This is a genomic window from Cryobacterium sp. TMB1-7, from assembly GCF_004402435.1.
GTDB classification, from domain to species: Bacteria; Actinomycetota; Actinomycetes; order Actinomycetales; family Microbacteriaceae; genus Cryobacterium; species Cryobacterium zongtaii.
This window is the reverse complement of sequence record NZ_SOFZ01000026.1, coordinates 62,580-80,543: the sequence shown is the minus strand read 5'-3', so window position 1 is coordinate 80,543 and position 17,964 is coordinate 62,580. Positions and strand designations below refer to the sequence as shown.

The window sequence follows — 17,964 nt, the reverse complement described above, 5'->3', positions numbered from 1 at the left end:
TTTCCCCACCGCGCGGGTACCGTGGGCCCCATGACGGATGCGGCGCTGATCGGTGCGGTGAGTGCGCCCGACCTGCACGTGATGACCTACAACATCCGTCGCCGGGTGCCCACCCTGCGGCGAGGCAGCGCCGACCGGTGGGACACCCGCAAGCTGTTGTTGAAGCGCCTGCTTGTCGCCGAGCAGCCGACACTGCTCGGCGCGCAGGAGGCGCTGGTGGACCAGGTGCATTTTGTGGCCACCGCCCTCGGCCCGCACTACCGCTGGGTGGGCCGCGGTCGGCACGCCACCGGGCGCGACGAGCACAACCCGATCTTCTACGACAGCCGGCGCCTGCAGCTCACCGCCTGGCAGCAACGGGCGCTGTCGGCCACGCCGCACGTGCACGGGTCGCGCTCCTGGGGCAATCTCACCAGCAGGGTGGTGGTGTCCGCCGATTTCACCGACCTCGCCACCGGCGCCCGACTGCTGGCCTTCAACACCCACTTCGACCATCTCTCCTGGCGGTCCCGGCTCACCTCGGCGGGGTTCATCATCACCCTGGTGAATTCCGCCCACGCCGCGGAACCCGACGCCGTAATCGTGGTCACCGGCGACCTCAACGCCACCGTGGATTCCGCCGTCTACCGCCGGCTGACCGGCGAGGGTGCGCTCCGGGATTCCTGGCTGGCGGCCGCCGAACGGTTGAGCCCGCAGTGGGGCACCTTCTCGGGCTATCGGCGCCTGCGCCGGGGCGGGGCGCGCATCGACTTCGTCCTGGTGGGGCCGGGCGTCGAGGTGGCGAGCACGGGCATCAACGCGGCACGGTTCGACGGTCGGTCCGGCTCCGACCACGAGCCCGTGCAGGCAGTTCTGCGCCCGGCAGGCTCTACTGCCGTCGGCCGATCCGGCTAGTGTGCTGGCCATGATCCACACATTGCTGCGGCGACCGTCCGGCCTCGCGGAGGCGACCGCCGACGCGCTGCGGGCGTTGGCACTGGTCGGCATCGTGGTCGCCGGCGTCGGCTGGGGCCCGCTGTCCGGGATCAGCCTGGCGCTCGTGGCCGGCGGGATGCTGCTCCCCCGGCTGCTGGGACTGCGACCGAGCGTCGACATCGCGTTCGGCGTGGTGGTGCTCGTGGCGGTCTGGAGCAGCGTGCTGGGGATCTACCTCACCACCCGTTGGTGGGACCTGCCAGTGCACTTCCTCACCAACGGACTCTGCGCCGCGCTGCTCTACATCGTGCTCGTGCAGTTCAGGGTGTTGGCCGACGCCGACACCCTGCCCCGGCCGATGCTCTCGGCAGCCGTGGTGACGACGACGCTGGGGCTGGCGCTGGGCGTGCTCTGGGAGGTCTTCGAGTGGTTCGGGCACACCTACCTCGATCCGGAGATCTTCGTCGGCTACAACGACTCGATAGGCGACCTGGTCTGGGGAGGCGCCGGCGCGCTGCTCGCGGGCTGCGGCATGAGCTACCTCACCGACTCGCCCACGAGCCTCGCGGAACCCACGGCCGACGCCGACCCGGCACCCTTGTAGGCCCGGCACCCGTTTATGTCGCGCTACCGCGCAACGGCATCCGCGAACCAGGTGGTGATGGTCGTCGGATGCGTGATGGCGGTGCCGACGACGACCGCGAACGCGCCGGCATCGATGCAGACATCGGCCGCCGGCGGCGACGAGTCCCGCCGTGATTTTGGTGCCGCCGAGGTCGACGCCGAGTGAGGAGGTCATCGCACCACAAGGCCCGTGCGGTCGACGATCGCCTGGATGCGTTCGACGGTCTGGCCGGCAAGGGCGGGCACCGGCGGCGACATCCGGTTGGTCGAGATGATGTCCAGGTGCGCCAGGGCGGTCTTGAACGAGACGAGGCCGGAGGCCTGGAAGACGATCTCGAACAGTTCGGACAGTTCGGCCTGGATGCGGCGCGCTGACGACTGGTCCACCGTCTTCGGCGTCGGGCCCGGACCGCCATTCGCTGGTTGAGCCTGTCGAAACCCGGTGACACGTCCGCGGGTCCAGGCGTCAGCCCAGCTCCACCGCGGTGATGCGGGCGCGGAAGAACTCACCCTCACCCTGCCGAGCGGTGCCCCACCACCACCCGGCGGTGAACGTAGCCGGCAGCGTCAGACCCGCGTACTCCTGCTCGCTGTGCACGGTGCAGCCGAAGGGATATCGTCCGAAAGGCTCCCCGCCCGGGTTCCCCCAGCGCCACAGGGACACGGACTGCACCTCACCGCGCGGCCCGATGCACAGTTCGGCGGATTCCGCTTCGCCGTCGACCTGCCACGTTCCGATGACGTGATCTGCCGAACGGCCGGCCGTCCAGACCGCCGTGCGGAAGCCGACGGGGGCGAGCACGATCTCGCTGGCCAGTCGCCCGGCGGCGCTGCGGGCCACGTCGGCGCCGACGGCGGTGACCACGGGAAAGAGCCCGAGCATCCGCCAGCGCATCTCCCCGGCGCCGGTGGTGAACCGGTCGAAGCCGCGCACGGGCAGCCCGGCCACCCAGGCCGTGGCCGCCCAGATGTAGCCGATGCCGGGAGCGAGGATCTGACGGGCGGAGAACCTCCGCCAGACGCCGAGCCTGATCTCGCCGCGCATGGTCAGCTGCACCGAGCTGGAGAGGGGCGTTCCCGTGGGGATGGCGTGAGTGAGCCAGCGCCGTGCGGGCTCGGGCAGCTGCGCCACGAGCTCAGGCGCGAAGGCCTCGGTCGGGGCGGAGCGGGCGGCCAGCTGGCGCCACGCCTCGCTCACCTGCCGGGCTTCGCTCGGCACGTGGTTGGCCGTCACGGCGTGGCCCCGGTGTTCGCGGTGCGGAACGGGTGCCGGGGCGCGCCGAGGGCCGGCGCCATCCCGTAGCGGGCAAGTACAAGCTGAACGGCTAGCCGTGGCGCATCGGGGTTCGCGGGTGCCCCGGTGATGAGCGCCCGCACGTACAGCGGGCCGGCCAGCGCGTCGAGCACGAACTCGACATCGGTGTCCGGCAGTAGTTCAGCGGTGGCTATGCCGCGCTGCACGGCATCCCGCCACAGCCGTCGGGTGGGCTCGATGATCAGGGTGCGATAGCTCGTTGCGAGCTGAGGGTCGGTCGCCATCTCGGCGACGAGTCCGGGCAGCACCCGACCGAGCGGCGTGTGTGTGAGCGTCACCGACAGCCGGGTGGCGTAATCGAGCAGCTGTTCGGCGACGCTGCCGACGCGCACGCCGGTCTCCCCCGGCATCTGCGTGGCCATCGCCTCGACGACGAGCTGGGACTTGTGCGGCCATCGTCGGTAAACGGTCGGCTTGCCCACCCCGGCCCGCCTGGCTACCCCGGCGATGGTGAAGCCGGCGTAGCCGACCTCACCGAGCAGATCGAGGGCCGCGGCGATGATGGCCGCGTCGACATCGGGATGCCGCGGACGCCCGCGCTCCCGCGCCGACCCTCGTTGCGGTCGTGCAGCCAGGTCGCCCGGTGCCATCGTCACTCCCCCAATATTGTTGCGCCCAATATCGTTACTGTTCGTAACGTTATGGCAAGTCTAGCGATTGAGGACCGAAAGCTGGCTTTCGGCTCGTCTATCTGATAAATATATCTAGAAGATATAAGGAGTTTATTGATGGCTACGACAGACCAGACCCGGATGGCCGTCCTCGGCGGCCTGAGCATCGCGCCGATGACCGGGTACGCCCTGCGTGAGCAGATCCGGGATGCCCTCGGGCATTTCTGGGCGGAGAGCTTCGGGCAGATCTACCCCGCGCTCAGCGCACTCGAGCGCGACGGGCTCATCGAGCGCCAGGCGGCCCTCCGCGCCGGCTCGTCCACGTTCGCCCTCACCCCGCTGGGCACTGAGCGCCTGCGCGAGTTGCTCGCCGAGGCCCCTCAGCCGGTGAAGCCGCGAAACGGTGTGCTGCTGCGGCTGTTCTTCGGGCGCCAACTCGGTCAGGAGGCCTGCCGGAAACTGGTGGCGGACACTCGGGCCACCGCCGACGCCGAACTCGCCGAGATGTGCCGCATCCGCGAGGAGTTGGAGGCCGACACCGGACCGGATGCGCCGTATATTCTCCTCACCGTGCTGGCCGGCGAGCATGCCGCGCGTGCCTCGCTCGCCTGGGCGGATGAGGCGCTGGGTGTTCTCGACGGCTTGGCGTCGGCGGCCCCGCCCGCTGCCAACTCCGCCGCCACCCCCGCCCGGGAGCACTCATGAGCGCCGGTTCGACCGTCTCGCGCCGTCTTTTCCCACGGCGGCGAACCGCGATTGCCGTCGCACTCGGGTTCCTCGTTGTCGTGATCTTCCAGATCAGCCTGCTGCTCGGTGCACCGTTCGGCGCGGCCGCGCTCGGTGGCGCGAATGCGGGCACCCTGCCGGCCGAGCTGCGGATGGTCAGCGCCGTGAGCGCGGTGATCTGGGTTGTCGCCGCGGTCATCGTGCTCGCTCGGGGTGGGGTCGGGATGCGCGTGCCACCCGCGCTGAGCCGTTGGGGCACCTGGGTGCTGGTGGGGTATCTCGCGCTGGGCGTGCTCATGAACCTGGCCTCATCCAGCCCCTGGGAACGGTTCGGCTGGGCCCCGTTCACGGCCGTGCTATTCGGTCTGACGCTGCTTCTGGCGCTCAGTGAGCGAGAAGGCCCACCGGCCGGGCCGACGGGGGTGCCCCGGTGAGCGGGGTGGTGACCGGCGCGGCCGTGCTGTTCTGTGTGCTCATGGCCGGTCTGATTGTCTTCCAGGCCGCACTCATCGCCGGGGCGCCACTGGGGCAGTTCGCCTGGGGCGGGCAGGACCGGGTGCTGCCCATCCGGAAGCGCCTGGGCAGTGCCACGTCGATCGGTCTCTACCTGATCTTCGGGGTGCTCGTTGTGCAGCGCGCCGGACTGGCCGACATCATCCCGTGGCCCGGGTTCGTCATCGTTGCGACCTGGGTCCTGGCCGGCTACTTCCTGCTCGGCATCGTGCTCAATGCCGCCTCACGGTCGCGGCCGGAGCGGTGGACCATGGCGCCCCTCTGCGCGGTGCTGGCCGGCCTCACGGTGCTCGTCGCGCTGGGCTGACCTGGCCCGCTCGGGCGGCCCGGCCCGGCCCGCGCTCGTCCCCGCGGCACGCGCTCGTCCCCGCGGCACGCGCTCGTCCCCGCGGCACGCGCTGTAGCGGGTGCCGCCGGGCATAAACCGTGCCGCCGGGCATGAACCCTGCCGCCGGGCATGGACCGTGCCGCCGGGCATGAATCGTGCCGCGAACAGCCGCGGCGGAGCGATCACTACGCCGTCGAGGTGGCCTGGGTGTCTCCAGCCACAGCCCGCGTGCGGCATCGCCGCGTACGGCATCGGTGCAGGCTCTGTCGGAGCAGGTACTCTCGGGTCCTGCCAGCGACCTCGGGCCACGGGCCACAACCTGCAGTACGGTGAACGCACATGCAATCGGGGACCGCGTTGGCGTGTTCTCCCGAACGACCACACTCGAGAGGTGAACGGATGGCCGGTTCCGCCGTAGTCATCCCGGTCGCGCCCCGTCTGCAGCGGGACCGGTTCCTGGTGCCGGATGTGGCACGCGGCGTGGCCATCATGGCCATGCTCATCGCCCATGCCGGCCCCATCATGGTCGACCAGCCCGAGGCAACGGCCTTCCTGCAGGGCCAGCTGAACGATGTGGCCTCCCCGCTGTTCGCCACGACCATGGGCGCTGCCGCGGCGATCGTGCTGGCCAAGGCGGGCACCGCATCCGCCCAACGAACGGTGATCCTGCAGAACGTCATCCGGGGCGCCATCCTGGTGCTGCTCGGGTTGTTGTTGTCCACCTGGGGCAGCTGGATCGCGATAGTGCTCTCTTTCCTGGGCATCGTGCTCGCAATCGGCACCCCGCTGGTGCTGCTGGGCACCCGGGCGCTGGTCGCCGTGTTGGCGGCGGTGCTGGTGCTCGGCGCCCCGCTCAATGAGCTGATGCTGGCCGCCACCGGTTCGCTGCTCACCGTGGGTGAGCGCACCCCGGCGAGCTTCCTCCTCGAGTGGCTCTTCCTCAGCCCGCACTACCGGGTGACCAATCTGCTGCCCTGGTTCCTGTTCGGAGCCCTGCTGTTCCGCATCCGTTTCGGTGGCCGCCGGGCGGGCTGGATTCTGATGGCGATCGCCGTGCCCGCCTGGTGGCTCGGGCCGCTCTGGCGCGGCGCGACCGGGGCGGAGTTCAGCCCGTCGGGCAGCTACCTCGACACCCTGCACGATGCCGGGCTGGTGCTCGGGGTGCTGGGCGTGATCATGCTGCTCGCGTCGCTGCGGGGGCGGCGAACCGCGGCCGTGGTGCGTGCGGTGTTCCTGCCGTTCGAGGCGATCGGCTCGATCTCGCTGTCGCTGTATGTGTTCCAGGTGGCCGTGGTGGGGTGGATGGCCGGCAACGGGATCAGCTACGGCAGCACCGACCCGGTCGCCTGGCTCGTGCTCGTGATCGGCGTGCCGATCGTGGGGATCCTTTGGTGGCGGTTTGTGGGCAAAGGCCCGATCGAGTGGCTGATCGGCGTGCTCTCGGGCCGGTACCGGCTCCGCCGCTCGAGCACCGTCGGTGCCGGCTCAGCGAGGTAGCGCTGCCGGTTCGCGCGCCACCCCGAGTTGCTTCACATTCCCCGTTCGGGACGCCCGACGAGGTGTTTTCGGCAACTGGCGAAGATTCCGCTCGGCGACTTCGGGCGAAGCGCCCCTTGGACGCTTGCCATGCGGCACTGTGCGACCACTCGGCGTCGACGCGGCACCGGGAGGCCGGACTAGGCTGCCGCCTGATGCAACGGCTCGAGCGCGGAGTCGAGGGCCGCTTCCAGCGGCCAGGCCGAGCGCATCGGCTGGCTGAGCACGAGGCCACCCTGGATCGCGGCGAGGATCACCACGGCGATGCGCTGGGGGTCGACCGCCTGGTCGATCAGCCCGCCGGCCTGCATTTTCGTCACGCCCGCTGCCAGGGTGTCCCGCCACTGGGCCATGCTGGCGCTGAAGAAGGCTTCGAGGTCGGGGTCGGTCATCGCGGCCTGCGTCGCCAACGACCCGATCGGGCACGCCCACCGGCCGAGGCCGAGGTAGTAATCCACCAGCGCGGCGCGCCACGCGTTCCAAGACTCCCAGGTGCTCAGGTCGTGGATGTAGGGCTCCTGCGCCGCGAGCAACTGCCGGCCTTCCCAGGTCGCGACCTCGCGCACCAGTTCGGTCTTGCCGCCGGGAAAGTAGTGGAAGAGCTGGCTCTTGCTGGTGAGGGTGGCGGCGCGAACGGTGTCCAGGGTGGTGCCGCCGATGCCCGCGGCGAGGATCTGCTCTCCGGTGGCCTCGATGATCCGCTGGCGGGTGGCCCGGCCCCGCGCGGTGATCTTCGTCTCCTCCATGCGTCGATCGTAACGTACTGGACCGCACGGTCCAGGGTGTGGTACGAATGGACCGTGAAGTCCAATAGTGAACTCCAGCCCCTGCCCCAGCCCCTGTCCCCCGATTCCCGATCGCCCTTCGGGGCCGAATCGACCGCACTCGACGTGGTGCGCGGCCTCGACCTGGGCGGACGCTCCGCCCTGGTGACCGGGGCCAGTTCCGGCATCGGGGTGGAGACAGCGCGGGCGTTGGCCGCTGCCGGCGCGAGCGTCACCCTCGCGGTGCGGGATCTGGCGGCCGGCGCCCGCACCGCGGAGGAGATCCGCTCGAGCACCGGCAACAGTGCCGTGCGGGTGGCCCACCTCGACCTGGCCGACCTGGGCACGGTGCGGGCGTTGGCGGCGGGGTGGTCGGGCCCGTTGCACATCCTGGTCAACAACGCCGGCATCATGCACACCCCGGAATTGCGGACGCTCTCCGGGTGGGAGATGCAGTTCGCGGTGAACCACCTGGGCCACTTCGCTCTCGCGACGGCGCTGCACCCGGCGCTGGCCGCCGCCGACGGGGCCCGGATCGTGGCGGTGAGCTCCAGCGGGCACGGCTCGAGCGGCATCCGGTTCGACGACCTGTTCTTTGAGCGGGATGCCTACGACTCATCGCTGGCGTACGGGCAGTCGAAGACCGCGAACGTGCTGTTCGCCCTCGAGGCCACCCGGCGGTGGGCGGATGACGGCATCGCCGCAGCCGCCCTGATGCCGGGCGGCATCTGGACGAACCTGCAGCGGCACTGGGACCCCGAGGTGCTGGCGGGGATGAAGAGCCGGTATCCGGGCAAGAGCCCTGCGCAGGGAGCCGCGACCTCGGTGTTCGTGGCCACCCGGGCGACGCTCGGCGCGGGAACGCCGGGCTACTACGAGGACTGCCACCCGGCGGCCGTGGTGCCCGCCATCGTCGACGGCATCCATGGGGTGCTCCCCCACGCGCTCGACCCGGACACCGCCCGCCGGCTGTGGGACGTGTCCGCCGGGCTGGTCGCGTCCGCCTGACCGCCCACAGGCGACGTATCCGGGGTCGCGACCAGTCCGTTGGTGGAGTTTGCCGAGACCTGGCGGCTAGGCGACCGACCAGCCGCCGTCGCTGGCCAGCACCTGGCCGTTCACGTTCACGCCATCGTCGCTGAGCAGGAAGGTGATCGACGCGGCGAGCGCATCCGCCTCGACGGCGTCGGTCAGCACCGCCATGCCGGCGCGCACCCGCTGGGCACCGAGCTCAGACGCGAACTTCGCCTCGATGTTGGTGATGACGGGGCCGGGGGCCACCGCGTTCACCCGGATGCCGCTGGGTCCGTACATGTACGCGCTGCTCTTGGTCAGCCCCACGACGGCGTGCTTGGACGCCGTGTAGGCCACGCCGGCCGCGGAGCCGCGGAGTGCCGCCTCTGAGGCCACGTTGACGATGGAGCCGTACTGGCGCTCGAGCATTCCGGGCACCACGGCGCGCATGAGCTTCATGCTGCCGTCCACGTTGATCGCGAACACCCGCTGCCAGACGGCGTCGGTCACCTCGTGCACCGGGGTCATGTCGTCCATGATGCCGGCGACGTTGGCGAGGGCGTCGATCTGGCCGCCGGCGGCTTCGACGATCGCGGCGATGGCGGTGTCGTCGGTGATGTTCGCCACCACCGGAACGATGTCGGCGCCGGCGAGCTCGGCCACGAAATCGTCGAGGCGTTCCTCCGAGATGTCGACGGCGATCACCCGGCCGCCCTCCCGGGCGACCCTGGCGGCGGTGGCCCGGCCGATGCCGGAACCGGCTCCGGTGACGATGACGGTCTTGCCGGTGAACCGGCCCGCGTCGATGCGTTCGACCCACTCGGGGCGTTCGACGGCGGCGGGGCCGGCGGCTGCCGGGGCGGCGGGCGGAGCATCCGTTGCCGCGGCGGAGGCCGGCATGTCACCGGCCGCGACCCGGCGCACCAGGTCGTCGATCAGCTCGGGCGGGAACTGACCCTTGCTGAGCTTGACCAGACGCTTGATCGCGAGCTTGCGCACCGGGCGCAGCGCGTCGGCGCTCTGGCCGCCCTGGGCGAGAAGGTCGCGCAGGATGGGTCCGCCGATCGGGTCGTCGAGCCAGGAGCCTACGGAGGAATCGGCGGTGAGGATGCTCTGGGTCATGCGAGTGGTTCCTTTTCTTTCGGGATGACCGTCTCCGCGGGGTTGACGGAGACGGAAGTTGCGGCCGCGTGCAGGGCGGCGAGGTAGCCGAACACCATCGCGGGGGCGATTGTGGAGCCGGGACCCGGGTAGGTGTGGCCCATCACGGAGGCCGTGGTGTTGCCGGCGGCGTAGAGTCCCGGGATCGGGGTGCCGGCCTCGGTGAGCACCTGGCCGTTCTCGTCGGTGAGCAGGCCGCCCTTGGTGCCGAGGTCACCCGGCACCACCTTGACCGCCGTGAACGGGCCTTTTTCGAGCGGGCCGAGGTTGGGGTTGGGTTTGACGCTCGGGTCGCCGTAGTAGTTGTCGTAGACGGTTCGGCCGCGGCCGAAGTCCAGGTCCACCCCGCTTCGGGCGAAGCCGTTGAACCTCTCGACGGTGGTCCGCAATGCTCCCGGGTCGATGTTCAGCCGGTCGGCGAGTTCCTCGAGGGTGTCCGCGGTGACGACGATGCCGTTGGCCCGCAGGGCCTTGCCGCCCATCAGCAGCGGCGAGAACAGGTACCGGCGGCGGTGCCGCACGTCCACGATCAACCAGGACGGGATCGTCGGCGTCTGCCGGTGGTGCTCGATCATGTCGTGGCCGAAGTCGATGTAGCTCTGGGACTCGTTGGTGTACCGGGAGCCGGCCTGGTCGACGATGATGCCGAACGGCATCGACCGCTCGGAGAGCATGAACTGGGCCGTGCCGTCGACCATCGGCACGGCGGAGCCCCACCAGGCGTCGTCCATCATTGCCAGCGCACCGCCGGCCTTGACTCCCACGTCGATGGCGGTGCCCTGGTCGCCGGCGGCCGCCGAGCTGTTGCCGGGCATGCCGTGGTACTTCTGGCGCCACTCCTGGTTCTGGGCGAAGCCGCCGGCGCCGAGAACCACGCCGGCCCGGACCCGGATGCGCACAGATCCGGCCCAGGTGGTGACGATCGCGCCGACCACGCGGCCGTCCTCGAGCACCAGCTCGGTGACCGGGGAGTCCAGGAGCACCTCGGTGCCCTGCCTGCGCACGATCTCCATCAGCGACATCACCAGGGCGCCGCCGAGCCCGTGCAGGCGCTTGCCGGTGACGATGCCGCCGAGAGTGCGGAAGACGAAGCGGGCGCCGCGCACGAAGCCGGTCGGCGTGGACCAGGCCCTGGACAGCAGCCAGACGTCGTCGGTCTTCAACGGTGCCGGGATGCCCTCGTCGGCGCGGGAGGACTTCACCCAGTCACCCAGGCGCTTGGCATCGAAGGGTTGCACCTCGATGCCACGGCCGACCCTGCCGCCGGGCCGGGTCGGGTAGTAGTCGGGGTAGTCCTTCGCCGCGCACCAGCGCACACCGAGGCCGGCGAGCAGGCCGAACACGCGCGGCACAGCATCCACGAAGGCCTCTCGACGCTCGATGGAACTGGCCGGGCCGGCGTCACCGATTGCCGCTGCCATGTAGGCGAGGGCGTCGGCGCGGGAGTCCTGGATGCCGAGCTTCTTCATCAACGGGTTGTTCGGCATCCACAGGCCGCCACCGCTGAGCATGGTCGTGCCGCCCCAGCGGCCGGTGCTCTCGACGATGAGGGCGGTGAGTCCAGCGTCGGCGGCGGTGATGGCGGCGGTCAATCCCGCGGCGCCCGATCCTGCTACAAGTACGTCAACTTCGCGATCCCAGTGGGCGGTCATGACTCCTCCTCGATCCGGACAACACTGTCCGGATGTAACCTACCTCGGTGGGCACAAATTCCAAAGCGAATCGGGGGCCGAGTGCCGGACCCGAAAACCGCCGGGCGCTCCTCGCCGCCGCGCGGGAGGTCTTTGCCGCCGACGGCTTCTCCGCGCCGCTGAGCGCAGTGGCCCGCCGGGCCGGCGTGGGCCAGGGCAGTCTCTACAGGCATTTCCCCGATCGCACCGCCCTGGCGATCGCCATCTTCGACGAGAACCTCGCGGCGCTCGAGACCTTCGTGGACCGGCCGGAGAGCACGCTCGACGACCTGCTGGACCGGGTGATCGAACAGACGCTGGCCTCGACGGCGCTCATCGACCTGGTGATGGCAAATGCCCACGATCCCCGCGCGGTGCATCTGGCCGACCGGCTCGACATCGTCGTGGCGCGTCTCCTCGTGCGCGAGCAGGCGGCCGGCCGGATCGGCGAACACGTCGGTACCGCCGATGTGATCCTCGCGGTGTCGATGCTGGCCGGGGTGCTGGCCCGCAGCGACGCCGCCGACCGCCCGGATGTGGCCCGGCGGGCTTGGGGTCTCTTCCACGCGGCGTTCGCCCCGCGCTGAGCGGCCAGACGGACGGCAACATGGTGGGGCGGGGCTGCTCGTCCGCGGGTGGGCAACCCGGTGCCGCGGCGGCATACTGACGGCAACATCCGTCTGTGACACCTGCGGAAGGTACCCCGTGAGCTTCTGGATCTGTGCCACCTGTGGCGTCGAGCACGCCGAGAACACCGGCGTCTGCGCCATCTGCGCCGATGAACGGCAGTGGGTGCCGGCCGACGGCCAGCGGTGGACCACGCTGGCCGACCTGTACGAGGCGGGCTACCGGGCCGAGCTCCTCGAGCTCGAACCCGACCTGTTCGGCATCGAGAGCACCCCGACCGTGGGCATCGGCCAGCAGACCAAGTTGCTCTGCACCCCCACGGGCAGCGTGCTCTGGGACCCGATCGGCTTCGTGGACGACGACATCGCCGGCCGGGTGCTCGAACGCGGGCCGGTGCGCGCGATCGTGGCCAGCCATCCGCACATGTTCGGCCTGCAGGTGGAGTGGAGTAGGGCGCTCGACGGTGTGCCCGTGCTGGTGGCCGAGGCCGACCTGGCCTGGGTGGCCCGACCCGACCCGGTGATCCGGGCATGGTCGGGCGAGGTGCGCCTGTTGCCCGGCGTCACGCTGATGCAGGTGGGCGGCCACTTCCCCGGCAGCGGGGTACTGCACTGGGCGGCCGGCGCGGCTGGGCGCGGCGTGCTGCTCAGCGGCGACACAGTGTTCGCCAACCCCGACCGCACCTCGGTGAGCTTCATGCGCAGCTACCCCAACCGGCTGCCGCTGTCAGGTCCGGTGGTGGAGCGGATCGCCCGAACCCTCGAGCGGTTGACCTTCGACCGGCTGTACGGCAACTTCGACACCGTGATCGCGGCGGATGCCCGCGCCATGGTGCGCCGATCGGCCGACCGGCACTGGGGCTGGGTGCGCGGCGACTTCGACGACCTCACCTGACGCGCGTGGGTCACTCGGCTCGCGGGGTCCGCTCTGGCGGTTCGGGGAGGATGCGCAGGCCGGCCGGGGTGTTCGCCACCTGCACGAGTTCATCGATCCAGGTGCGGTTGAGCGTGGGCTCCCGCTTGCCGGAGAACTCGAAATCGAGGGGTACCGCGGGGTTCAGCCAGATGGAGCTGTGGCCACTGCCCGAGTCCTTGGACCGTTCCCAGGAGAATGCGAAACTCTCGCCCCGGCGCAGCTTGGCCACGATCACGACCTTGAGGTGCGCGAGTGTGCGGTCGTCGATCTCTACCGAGATCGCCGGCGTCCCGTAGATGAACTTGCCCATCACATTCCTCGTTTTGCACATTCCTCGTTGTGACCGGAGGGCCCGCACGATGCGAGGACCGGCGCGGACTGGTGTCTCACGACGGAGTGTAGGCCGAGGTGGCTTCGCTGGCTATGACACTCGGCGCCCGCCGGTCGTCACCGGTCGAACAACCCGTCGCTGCCCTGGTCGATTTCCTCGACCGCCCTGTTGAAGTCCGCGGCGTGCTCCTCGGCCTCCGCCTCGGTCTCGGCCGATGGCTCCTTCACCGCGAGGATGTGGCTGGGCGGGAAGACCGGCAGGGGAAAGAGCGCGATCTCACCCGCGAGCGAGTCCTCCGCGACATCGGCCACGTTCAGTTCGGTGGCCGGGCCGAGCACGAGAGTGTGCGTGCGGGTACTGCCGTCGGGCTCGAGCACCTGGATCTCCACCGCAATGCTCTCCTCACCCTGGGAGTGCGCGGTGACGTAGTCGAGTAAGGCTTCCGCGACGTCGTCGCCGGTGAGGATGGTGCCACCGGCGTAGGTGATGAGCTTCATGCCACCGACGATAACCGCGCGGCGGCGTCTTGGGAATGACCTCGGCCGGGCAGCTGCTACCCGACGAGCGCCTGCACGGCGGCCGATCCTTCGGGCAGCACCAGGTCGATCCGCGCCGCGCCCAGGCGGACGGTGACGACGGATGCGTCCAGGTAGGTCGGGTGCGGCGCCAGCACGATCTCATCGATCGCGGCCAACGGGATGCTCGTGTGCGAGCGCGACAGATCGGGGGTGCTTCCGCGCACCAGCCAGCCCTTGCGGCCGACGATGTGCAGCTCACGGTCGGTGCGGCACAGCACCGCTCCGTGCAGGGTCATCGGGTAGAGGGTGTGCACGGCCCGATTGACCAGGCCGCCGCGGGGCGGCAAGACTATCCGGCCGTGGGCGGCGAGCAGGATCGCCCCGAGCTCGTGGCGCATCACGTCGAAGTATGAGGTGACCAGGCCCACATCTTCCTTGCCCAGGTCGAGCAGATCGAGGTCGGCGAGCGGGGCATCCGCTTCGGGGATCGTCACGGCGGGCGTGGGCCGCAGCGCCGCCAGCGTGAGTTCGCTCAGCACGTCGATGAGGCGGGTGATCACCTGTTGCGACGACCCGTTGTACGGCACGGTGAGGATCTCGCCCGTGCGGGCCAGGATGTCGAGGCGGCCGTCCACCATGTCGATGGTTTCGGTGACCGCAGCGACGTCGCCGTAGCCGAGGGTCCTCTCGGTGTAGCCGCGGGGGCTCCCGCTGGTGTCGGCGTTCGCACGGCTCAGCACGACGAGCGCCTCCGGGGCCGCGATGATCAGGTGGTCGTAGAGGTCCATCGTGGGCAGCGCATCCCGCCGGCTGATGTTGCGGGGCACCTTGAGCACAAGCCGGCTGGTGACAAAATCCACCGGGTAGTCCCGGTACAGGCCGGGGACCTCTGTGGCGTCGTGCACCCGGTCCACCCAGGGGCCGAAGGCATCGAATTCCGCCGATCGTGTCATATCCGTCGAACTCACTGGCCGCTTTCCGGGGCCTCCGCGCCGGTGCGTGCCCCCCGCGGCCACAGTGCCGCTGAGGATCAGGCTAGACCTTCCACGCCTCCGGCCGTGACCACGGAATTCCGGGCGGCCCCCGAACCGCGCGCAGACGAATCCGCTTTCGAGAGTGCTAGCACGCGGGAGGCGTGTGGCGGACTTCGCCGCGCCGGACCGTTTCAGAGAAGTGCACAGCTCTCTCCCCAGCTTTTCCACAGCCCAATCCACAGCCTCAGCGCGGTGATTCCGGGGTTTTCCACACCCTGTCCACAGGGTCATCCACAGGTCGGAATGGGGAAGTACTTTCGAACAATCTCGTACTCCCAGTATTCGGGTCCGGTGCCGAGCCCTAGGAGCGCGATGCGGCCGGAGCTACACTCACCGCATGGAAACGCAGCATTTCTCAATTGTGGTGAATGCACCGGCCGCCATCGTCTGGCAGACGATGTTCGACGATTCCACCTACCGGCAGTGGACGAGCGTGTTCAACCCGGACTCCTACTTCGAGGGTGACTGGTTGCCCGGCAGCGAGATCCGGTTTCTCGGCAGCAATCCCGGCGGTGAACTGAACGGCCTGAACGGCATGTACGGGGTGATCACCGAACATCGTCCGTACGAGTTCGTGCTGATCGAGTACCAGGGCCAGATCGTGAACGACGTCGATGACACCACCAGCCGGGAGGCCAGGCAACTGATCGGCGCGCGCGAGGCCTACTCTTTCAGCGAGGTCGACGGGGTGACGACGGTGACGATCGACGTGGACACCGCGGACACCTACGCCGAACTGTTCGGTGAGCTGTGGCCAAAGGGGCTGGCCAAGCTCAAGGGTCTGGCCGAGGCAGCCTGGGCGCAGCGGGCAGCTGAACCGGCTGCGCGGACGCGAGACCGGAGCTACACTCCCGCCATGGAAACCATGCATTTCTCAACCCAGATCAATGCCCCGGCCGAAATCGTCTGGGAGACGATGCTCGACGACGCCACCTACCGGCAGTGGACCAGCGTGTTCAACCCGGGGTCATATTTCCTCGGCAGCTGGTTGCCCGGCAGCGAGATCCGGTTTTTCGGCAGCGACGAGGGCGGGGACGAGGGCGGCATGGTCGGGGTGATCGTCGAGCACCGCCCGCACGAGTTCCTCTCCATCGAGTACCGCGGGCAGATCGTGAACGGCATCGAGGACACCACCAGTGACGCCGCCAAACGGTTGATCGGCACCCACGAGAACTACACCTTCACCGAGGCCGACGGGGTCACCACCCTGACGGTGGATGTGGACGTGGACGATGAATGGGCCGGTATGTTCGGCGAACAGTGGCCCCTGAGCCTCGAGAAGCTCACCCAGCTCGCCGAGGCCGAGGTGGCCACGCGCGGTCAGCATCCGGCCGACTAGTCGGACCTCGCCACCGTGCGGGACACCGGGTTCGCGCAGGCCTGGAAGATGCCGGCCAGTGCCGCCCACTGCAGCAGGATGACTGTCTTGCCGTCGACGATGCGGCCGTCGGCCACCATGGCCAGGGCGTCGTCAATGGGCACCTCGAGCACCTCGATGTCTTCGCCCTCCTCGGCGAGACCGCCCCCGGAGTCGACCCGGTCGGCCGGCCCGTACCAGGCCAGATAGAAATGCACCAGCTCGGTGACCGAGCCCGGGCTCATGTACAGGTCGAAGAGGTGCCGCACCGCGCCGACCCTCACGCCGAGCTCCTCGCCGGCCTCCCGGCGGATCGCCACCTCGGAGGCGTCGTCGTCGAGCAGCCCGGCCGCGGTTTCGATGAGCATGCCGTCGGCGTGGCCGTTGACGTAGGCGGCGTAGCGGAACTGCCGGGTGAGCAGCACGGTGCGCCGGTCCGGGTCACAGAGCAGGATGGTGGCGCCGTTGCCGCGGTCGTACGTTTCCCGCTGCTCGGTGACGACCTGGCCATTGCGCCGCCGGTAGCCGAAGGTGGTGCGCCGCAGCACATGCCATCCGTCGGAGGTCACCTCCACCCGCTCGACCGTGACGGCCGGGTTGCCGTGCAGGCCGGTGCCGGCCTGGTCCAGGCCGGTACGCCCCCGACCGTCCGGCAGGTCGACGCCGAGCCGCCCGAGTGCGACCGGGGTCACCGGTGCGTCGATGCTTCGGCGAGGCCCGGGATCTCAGTGATGCTGGTGTACACCGGGATGCCCCGGCGCCGGGCGATGGCGATGTCCTGGTCGGCGCCGCGGGAGTCGCCGGGCAGCCTCAGTACGCCGTCGCACCTCTCGAGCAGGCGCTCGGCCGTTGGATACATCACGTCGGCGGCCAGCGGATGGGCCACATCCGTCACCCCGGCGCTGGCGAGAACCGGCAGCGCCACCCACTCGCCGATCATCGGCAGGTGGCCCGCCTGGAAGATCGGCCAGGCCGCCTCCTCGAGGCGGGCGAGGTTCTGGCGAAGGAGCACGGGGTCGTCGCCGGTGCCCGAACGGTAGGGGCCGGCGATCAGGATCATCAGGGAGCTGGTCATGTCCGCTACAGTAATACAACGTGCAGAAACATGCACAACTCGGAAGGAACGCGAAATGCTCGCTGCGGAACGCCAGGCCCTCCTGCTCGACCGCCTCGCCAGGGACGGCAAGGTCGTGGCCAAGGAGATCGCCGCGGAATTGGGCCTCTCCGACGACAGCGTGCGCCGCGACCTGCGCGAACTCGCCGCCGCGGGCTTATGCCAGCGGGTCTACGGCGGTGCCCTGCCGGTGTCGCCCGCTCTGGCGCAGTATGCCGAGCGCAGGCTCGTGGAACCCGACAGCAAGGACCGGGTCGCCGCGCGTGCGGCCCGGCTGATCATGCCGGGCAGCACCGTGATCCTCGACGGCGGCACGACAACCCTCGCGGTGGTGCAGGCGCTGCCTTCGACCCTGACCTGCACGATCATCACCCATAGCCCCACCATCGCCGCCGCGCTGGTGCCGCACGACGGCGTCGAGGTCTTCCTGCTCGGCGGCCGGCTGTTCAAGCACTCCGCGGTGACCTGTGGCGCCGCCGCTGTCGAGGCCGCCCAGGCGATCACCGCCGACCTGTTCCTGCTCGGCGTCACCGGGGTGCATCCCACCGCCGGCCTGACCACCGGCGATGTGGAGGAGGCCGCGATGAAGCGGGCGCTGGCGGGCCGGGCGGCCGACACCTTCGTGCTGGCGAGTGCCGAGAAGGTCGGGGTGGCGTCGCCCTTCCGGGTGCTGCCGTTCGACGAGATCGCGGGCCTCGTCACCGACACCGCGGCCGACGATCCGACTCTGGCCGGCCTGCGCGACGCCGGCGTCAGCATCCTGGGCATCGGCGACTGACCGTCGACCTCCCCGCTGCTGCCGCCCGTCCGCCGACCTCCCGCCGACCTCGGTGGCAACTGTTGCCGAATCGGACATTTGCACCCGGCGTACCGGGTGCAAATGTCCGCAAC

The 17,964-nt window shown here is 69.9% G+C and carries 22 protein-coding genes and 1 pseudogene; 11 read left to right on the top strand and 12 right to left on the bottom strand.

What is annotated here, in order from left to right:
• The first annotated feature begins 30 nt into the window (after window positions 1–30).
• A complete protein-coding gene (locus E3O60_RS12500) occupies window positions 31–894 on the top strand; it encodes an endonuclease/exonuclease/phosphatase family protein (RefSeq protein WP_134498270.1) in 864 nt (287 codons plus the stop codon).
• Between the two features lie 10 nt (window positions 895–904).
• A complete protein-coding gene (locus E3O60_RS12495; RefSeq protein ID WP_134498268.1) occupies window positions 905–1,519 on the top strand; it encodes a hypothetical protein in 615 nt (204 codons plus the stop codon).
• A 23-nt stretch (window positions 1,520–1,542) separates the two neighbouring features.
• On the opposite strand, the pseudogene E3O60_RS12490 reads toward E3O60_RS12495, so the two are convergent.
• The 4 genes and pseudogenes from E3O60_RS12490 to E3O60_RS12475 form a co-directional block, all read right to left on the bottom strand.
• A pseudogene (locus tag E3O60_RS12490) lies at window positions 1,543–1,632 on the bottom strand (N-acetylmannosamine-6-phosphate 2-epimerase); the annotation flags it as partial.
• Window positions 1,633–1,710: 78 nt separating this feature from the next.
• Complete coding sequence (locus tag E3O60_RS12485) at window positions 1,711–1,926, bottom strand: hypothetical protein (RefSeq protein WP_088457673.1); 216 nt, start codon at window positions 1,924–1,926, stop codon at window positions 1,711–1,713.
• A 79-nt stretch (window positions 1,927–2,005) separates the two neighbouring features.
• Window positions 2,006–2,773, bottom strand: a complete 768-nt coding sequence (locus tag E3O60_RS12480) for a DUF6544 family protein (protein ID WP_134407863.1) — start codon at window positions 2,771–2,773, stop codon at window positions 2,006–2,008.
• The gene (locus E3O60_RS12475) at window positions 2,770–3,444 is read right to left on the bottom strand and encodes a TetR/AcrR family transcriptional regulator (protein ID WP_241993269.1); all 675 of its coding nucleotides are present in this window, start codon (window positions 3,442–3,444) and stop codon (window positions 2,770–2,772) included. The genes E3O60_RS12480 and E3O60_RS12475 overlap by 4 nt, the downstream gene beginning before the upstream one ends.
• A gap of 138 nt (window positions 3,445–3,582) precedes the next feature.
• Between E3O60_RS12475 and E3O60_RS12470 the strand changes: the two genes are divergently transcribed.
• From E3O60_RS12470 to E3O60_RS12455, 4 genes are all read left to right on the top strand, one after another.
• Window positions 3,583–4,170: a PadR family transcriptional regulator gene (locus tag E3O60_RS12470; RefSeq protein ID WP_088457676.1), complete on the top strand. Its 588-nt coding sequence runs from the start codon at window positions 3,583–3,585 to the stop codon at window positions 4,168–4,170.
• On the top strand, window positions 4,167–4,625 hold the full coding sequence (locus E3O60_RS12465; RefSeq protein ID WP_134498264.1) for a hypothetical protein: 459 nt from the start codon (window positions 4,167–4,169) through the stop codon (window positions 4,623–4,625). The genes E3O60_RS12470 and E3O60_RS12465 overlap by 4 nt, the downstream gene beginning before the upstream one ends.
• Entirely contained in the window at window positions 4,622–5,011 is a 390-nt protein-coding gene (locus tag E3O60_RS12460) for a hypothetical protein (protein WP_241993261.1), read from the top strand. The genes E3O60_RS12465 and E3O60_RS12460 overlap by 4 nt, the downstream gene beginning before the upstream one ends.
• Window positions 5,012–5,431: 420 nt before the next feature.
• Window positions 5,432–6,529, top strand: coding sequence for a hypothetical protein (locus tag E3O60_RS12455; RefSeq protein ID WP_134498262.1), 1,098 nt, complete (start codon window positions 5,432–5,434; stop codon window positions 6,527–6,529).
• A gap of 179 nt (window positions 6,530–6,708) precedes the next feature.
• On the opposite strand, the gene E3O60_RS12450 is transcribed toward E3O60_RS12455, so the two are convergent.
• Window positions 6,709–7,314 carry a TetR/AcrR family transcriptional regulator gene (locus tag E3O60_RS12450; protein WP_134498260.1) on the bottom strand — a complete coding sequence of 202 codons (606 nt, stop codon included), beginning with the start codon at window positions 7,312–7,314 and terminating at the stop codon, window positions 6,709–6,711.
• A 54-nt stretch (window positions 7,315–7,368) separates the two neighbouring features.
• Here E3O60_RS12450 and E3O60_RS12445 point away from each other — a divergent pair, with 54 nt between their 5' ends.
• Window positions 7,369–8,340 carry an SDR family NAD(P)-dependent oxidoreductase gene (locus E3O60_RS12445; RefSeq protein ID WP_241979869.1) on the top strand — a complete coding sequence of 324 codons (972 nt, stop codon included), beginning with the start codon at window positions 7,369–7,371 and terminating at the stop codon, window positions 8,338–8,340.
• Between the two features lie 66 nt (window positions 8,341–8,406).
• On the opposite strand, the gene E3O60_RS12440 is transcribed toward E3O60_RS12445, so the two are convergent.
• Window positions 8,407–9,468, bottom strand: a complete 1,062-nt coding sequence (locus tag E3O60_RS12440) for an SDR family NAD(P)-dependent oxidoreductase (RefSeq protein WP_088457680.1) — start codon at window positions 9,466–9,468, stop codon at window positions 8,407–8,409.
• The gene (locus E3O60_RS12435) at window positions 9,465–11,159 is read right to left on the bottom strand and encodes an FAD-binding protein (RefSeq protein WP_134407756.1); all 1,695 of its coding nucleotides are present in this window, start codon (window positions 11,157–11,159) and stop codon (window positions 9,465–9,467) included. The genes E3O60_RS12440 and E3O60_RS12435 overlap by 4 nt, the downstream gene beginning before the upstream one ends.
• A 47-nt stretch (window positions 11,160–11,206) precedes the next feature.
• Between E3O60_RS12435 and E3O60_RS12430 the strand changes: the two genes are divergently transcribed.
• Window positions 11,207–11,764 (top strand): TetR/AcrR family transcriptional regulator, encoded by a 558-nt coding sequence (locus E3O60_RS12430; RefSeq protein WP_134480429.1) that lies wholly within the window; start codon window positions 11,207–11,209, stop codon window positions 11,762–11,764.
• Window positions 11,765–11,882: 118 nt separating this feature from the next.
• Window positions 11,883–12,698 (top strand): MBL fold metallo-hydrolase, encoded by an 816-nt coding sequence (locus tag E3O60_RS12425; protein ID WP_134498258.1) that lies wholly within the window; start codon window positions 11,883–11,885, stop codon window positions 12,696–12,698.
• Between the two features lie 10 nt (window positions 12,699–12,708).
• On the opposite strand, the gene E3O60_RS12420 is transcribed toward E3O60_RS12425, so the two are convergent.
• The 3 genes from E3O60_RS12420 to E3O60_RS12410 all read right to left on the bottom strand — a co-directional run bounded on the left by E3O60_RS12420 (window position 12,709) and on the right by E3O60_RS12410 (window position 14,521).
• Entirely contained in the window at window positions 12,709–13,029 is a 321-nt protein-coding gene (locus tag E3O60_RS12420) for an ATP-dependent DNA ligase (protein WP_088457684.1), read from the bottom strand.
• Window positions 13,030–13,166: 137 nt separating this feature from the next.
• Window positions 13,167–13,547, bottom strand: a complete 381-nt coding sequence (locus E3O60_RS12415; RefSeq protein WP_088457685.1) for a hypothetical protein — start codon at window positions 13,545–13,547, stop codon at window positions 13,167–13,169.
• 56 nt (window positions 13,548–13,603) lie between these two features.
• Window positions 13,604–14,521 (bottom strand): hypothetical protein, encoded by a 918-nt coding sequence (locus E3O60_RS12410; RefSeq protein ID WP_134498256.1) that lies wholly within the window; start codon window positions 14,519–14,521, stop codon window positions 13,604–13,606.
• Window positions 14,522–14,939: 418 nt separating this feature from the next.
• Here E3O60_RS12410 and E3O60_RS12405 point away from each other — a divergent pair, with 418 nt between their 5' ends.
• Entirely contained in the window at window positions 14,940–15,941 is a 1,002-nt protein-coding gene (locus tag E3O60_RS12405) for an SRPBCC family protein (RefSeq protein ID WP_088457687.1), read from the top strand.
• On the opposite strand, the gene E3O60_RS12400 is transcribed toward E3O60_RS12405, so the two are convergent.
• Window positions 15,938–16,651: an NUDIX domain-containing protein gene (locus E3O60_RS12400; protein WP_134498254.1), complete on the bottom strand. Its 714-nt coding sequence runs from the start codon at window positions 16,649–16,651 to the stop codon at window positions 15,938–15,940. The two genes, E3O60_RS12405 and E3O60_RS12400, sit on opposite strands and share 4 nt — an antisense overlap.
• Window positions 16,648–17,034, bottom strand: a complete 387-nt coding sequence (locus tag E3O60_RS12395) for a DUF4406 domain-containing protein (protein WP_241993260.1) — start codon at window positions 17,032–17,034, stop codon at window positions 16,648–16,650. Before E3O60_RS12395 ends, E3O60_RS12400 begins: the two co-directional genes overlap by 4 nt.
• Before the next feature lie 55 nt (window positions 17,035–17,089).
• Between E3O60_RS12395 and E3O60_RS12390 the strand changes: the two genes are divergently transcribed.
• Window positions 17,090–17,851 carry a DeoR/GlpR family DNA-binding transcription regulator gene (locus E3O60_RS12390; RefSeq protein WP_134498252.1) on the top strand — a complete coding sequence of 254 codons (762 nt, stop codon included), beginning with the start codon at window positions 17,090–17,092 and terminating at the stop codon, window positions 17,849–17,851.
• The last annotated feature ends 113 nt before the right edge of the window (window positions 17,852–17,964 follow it).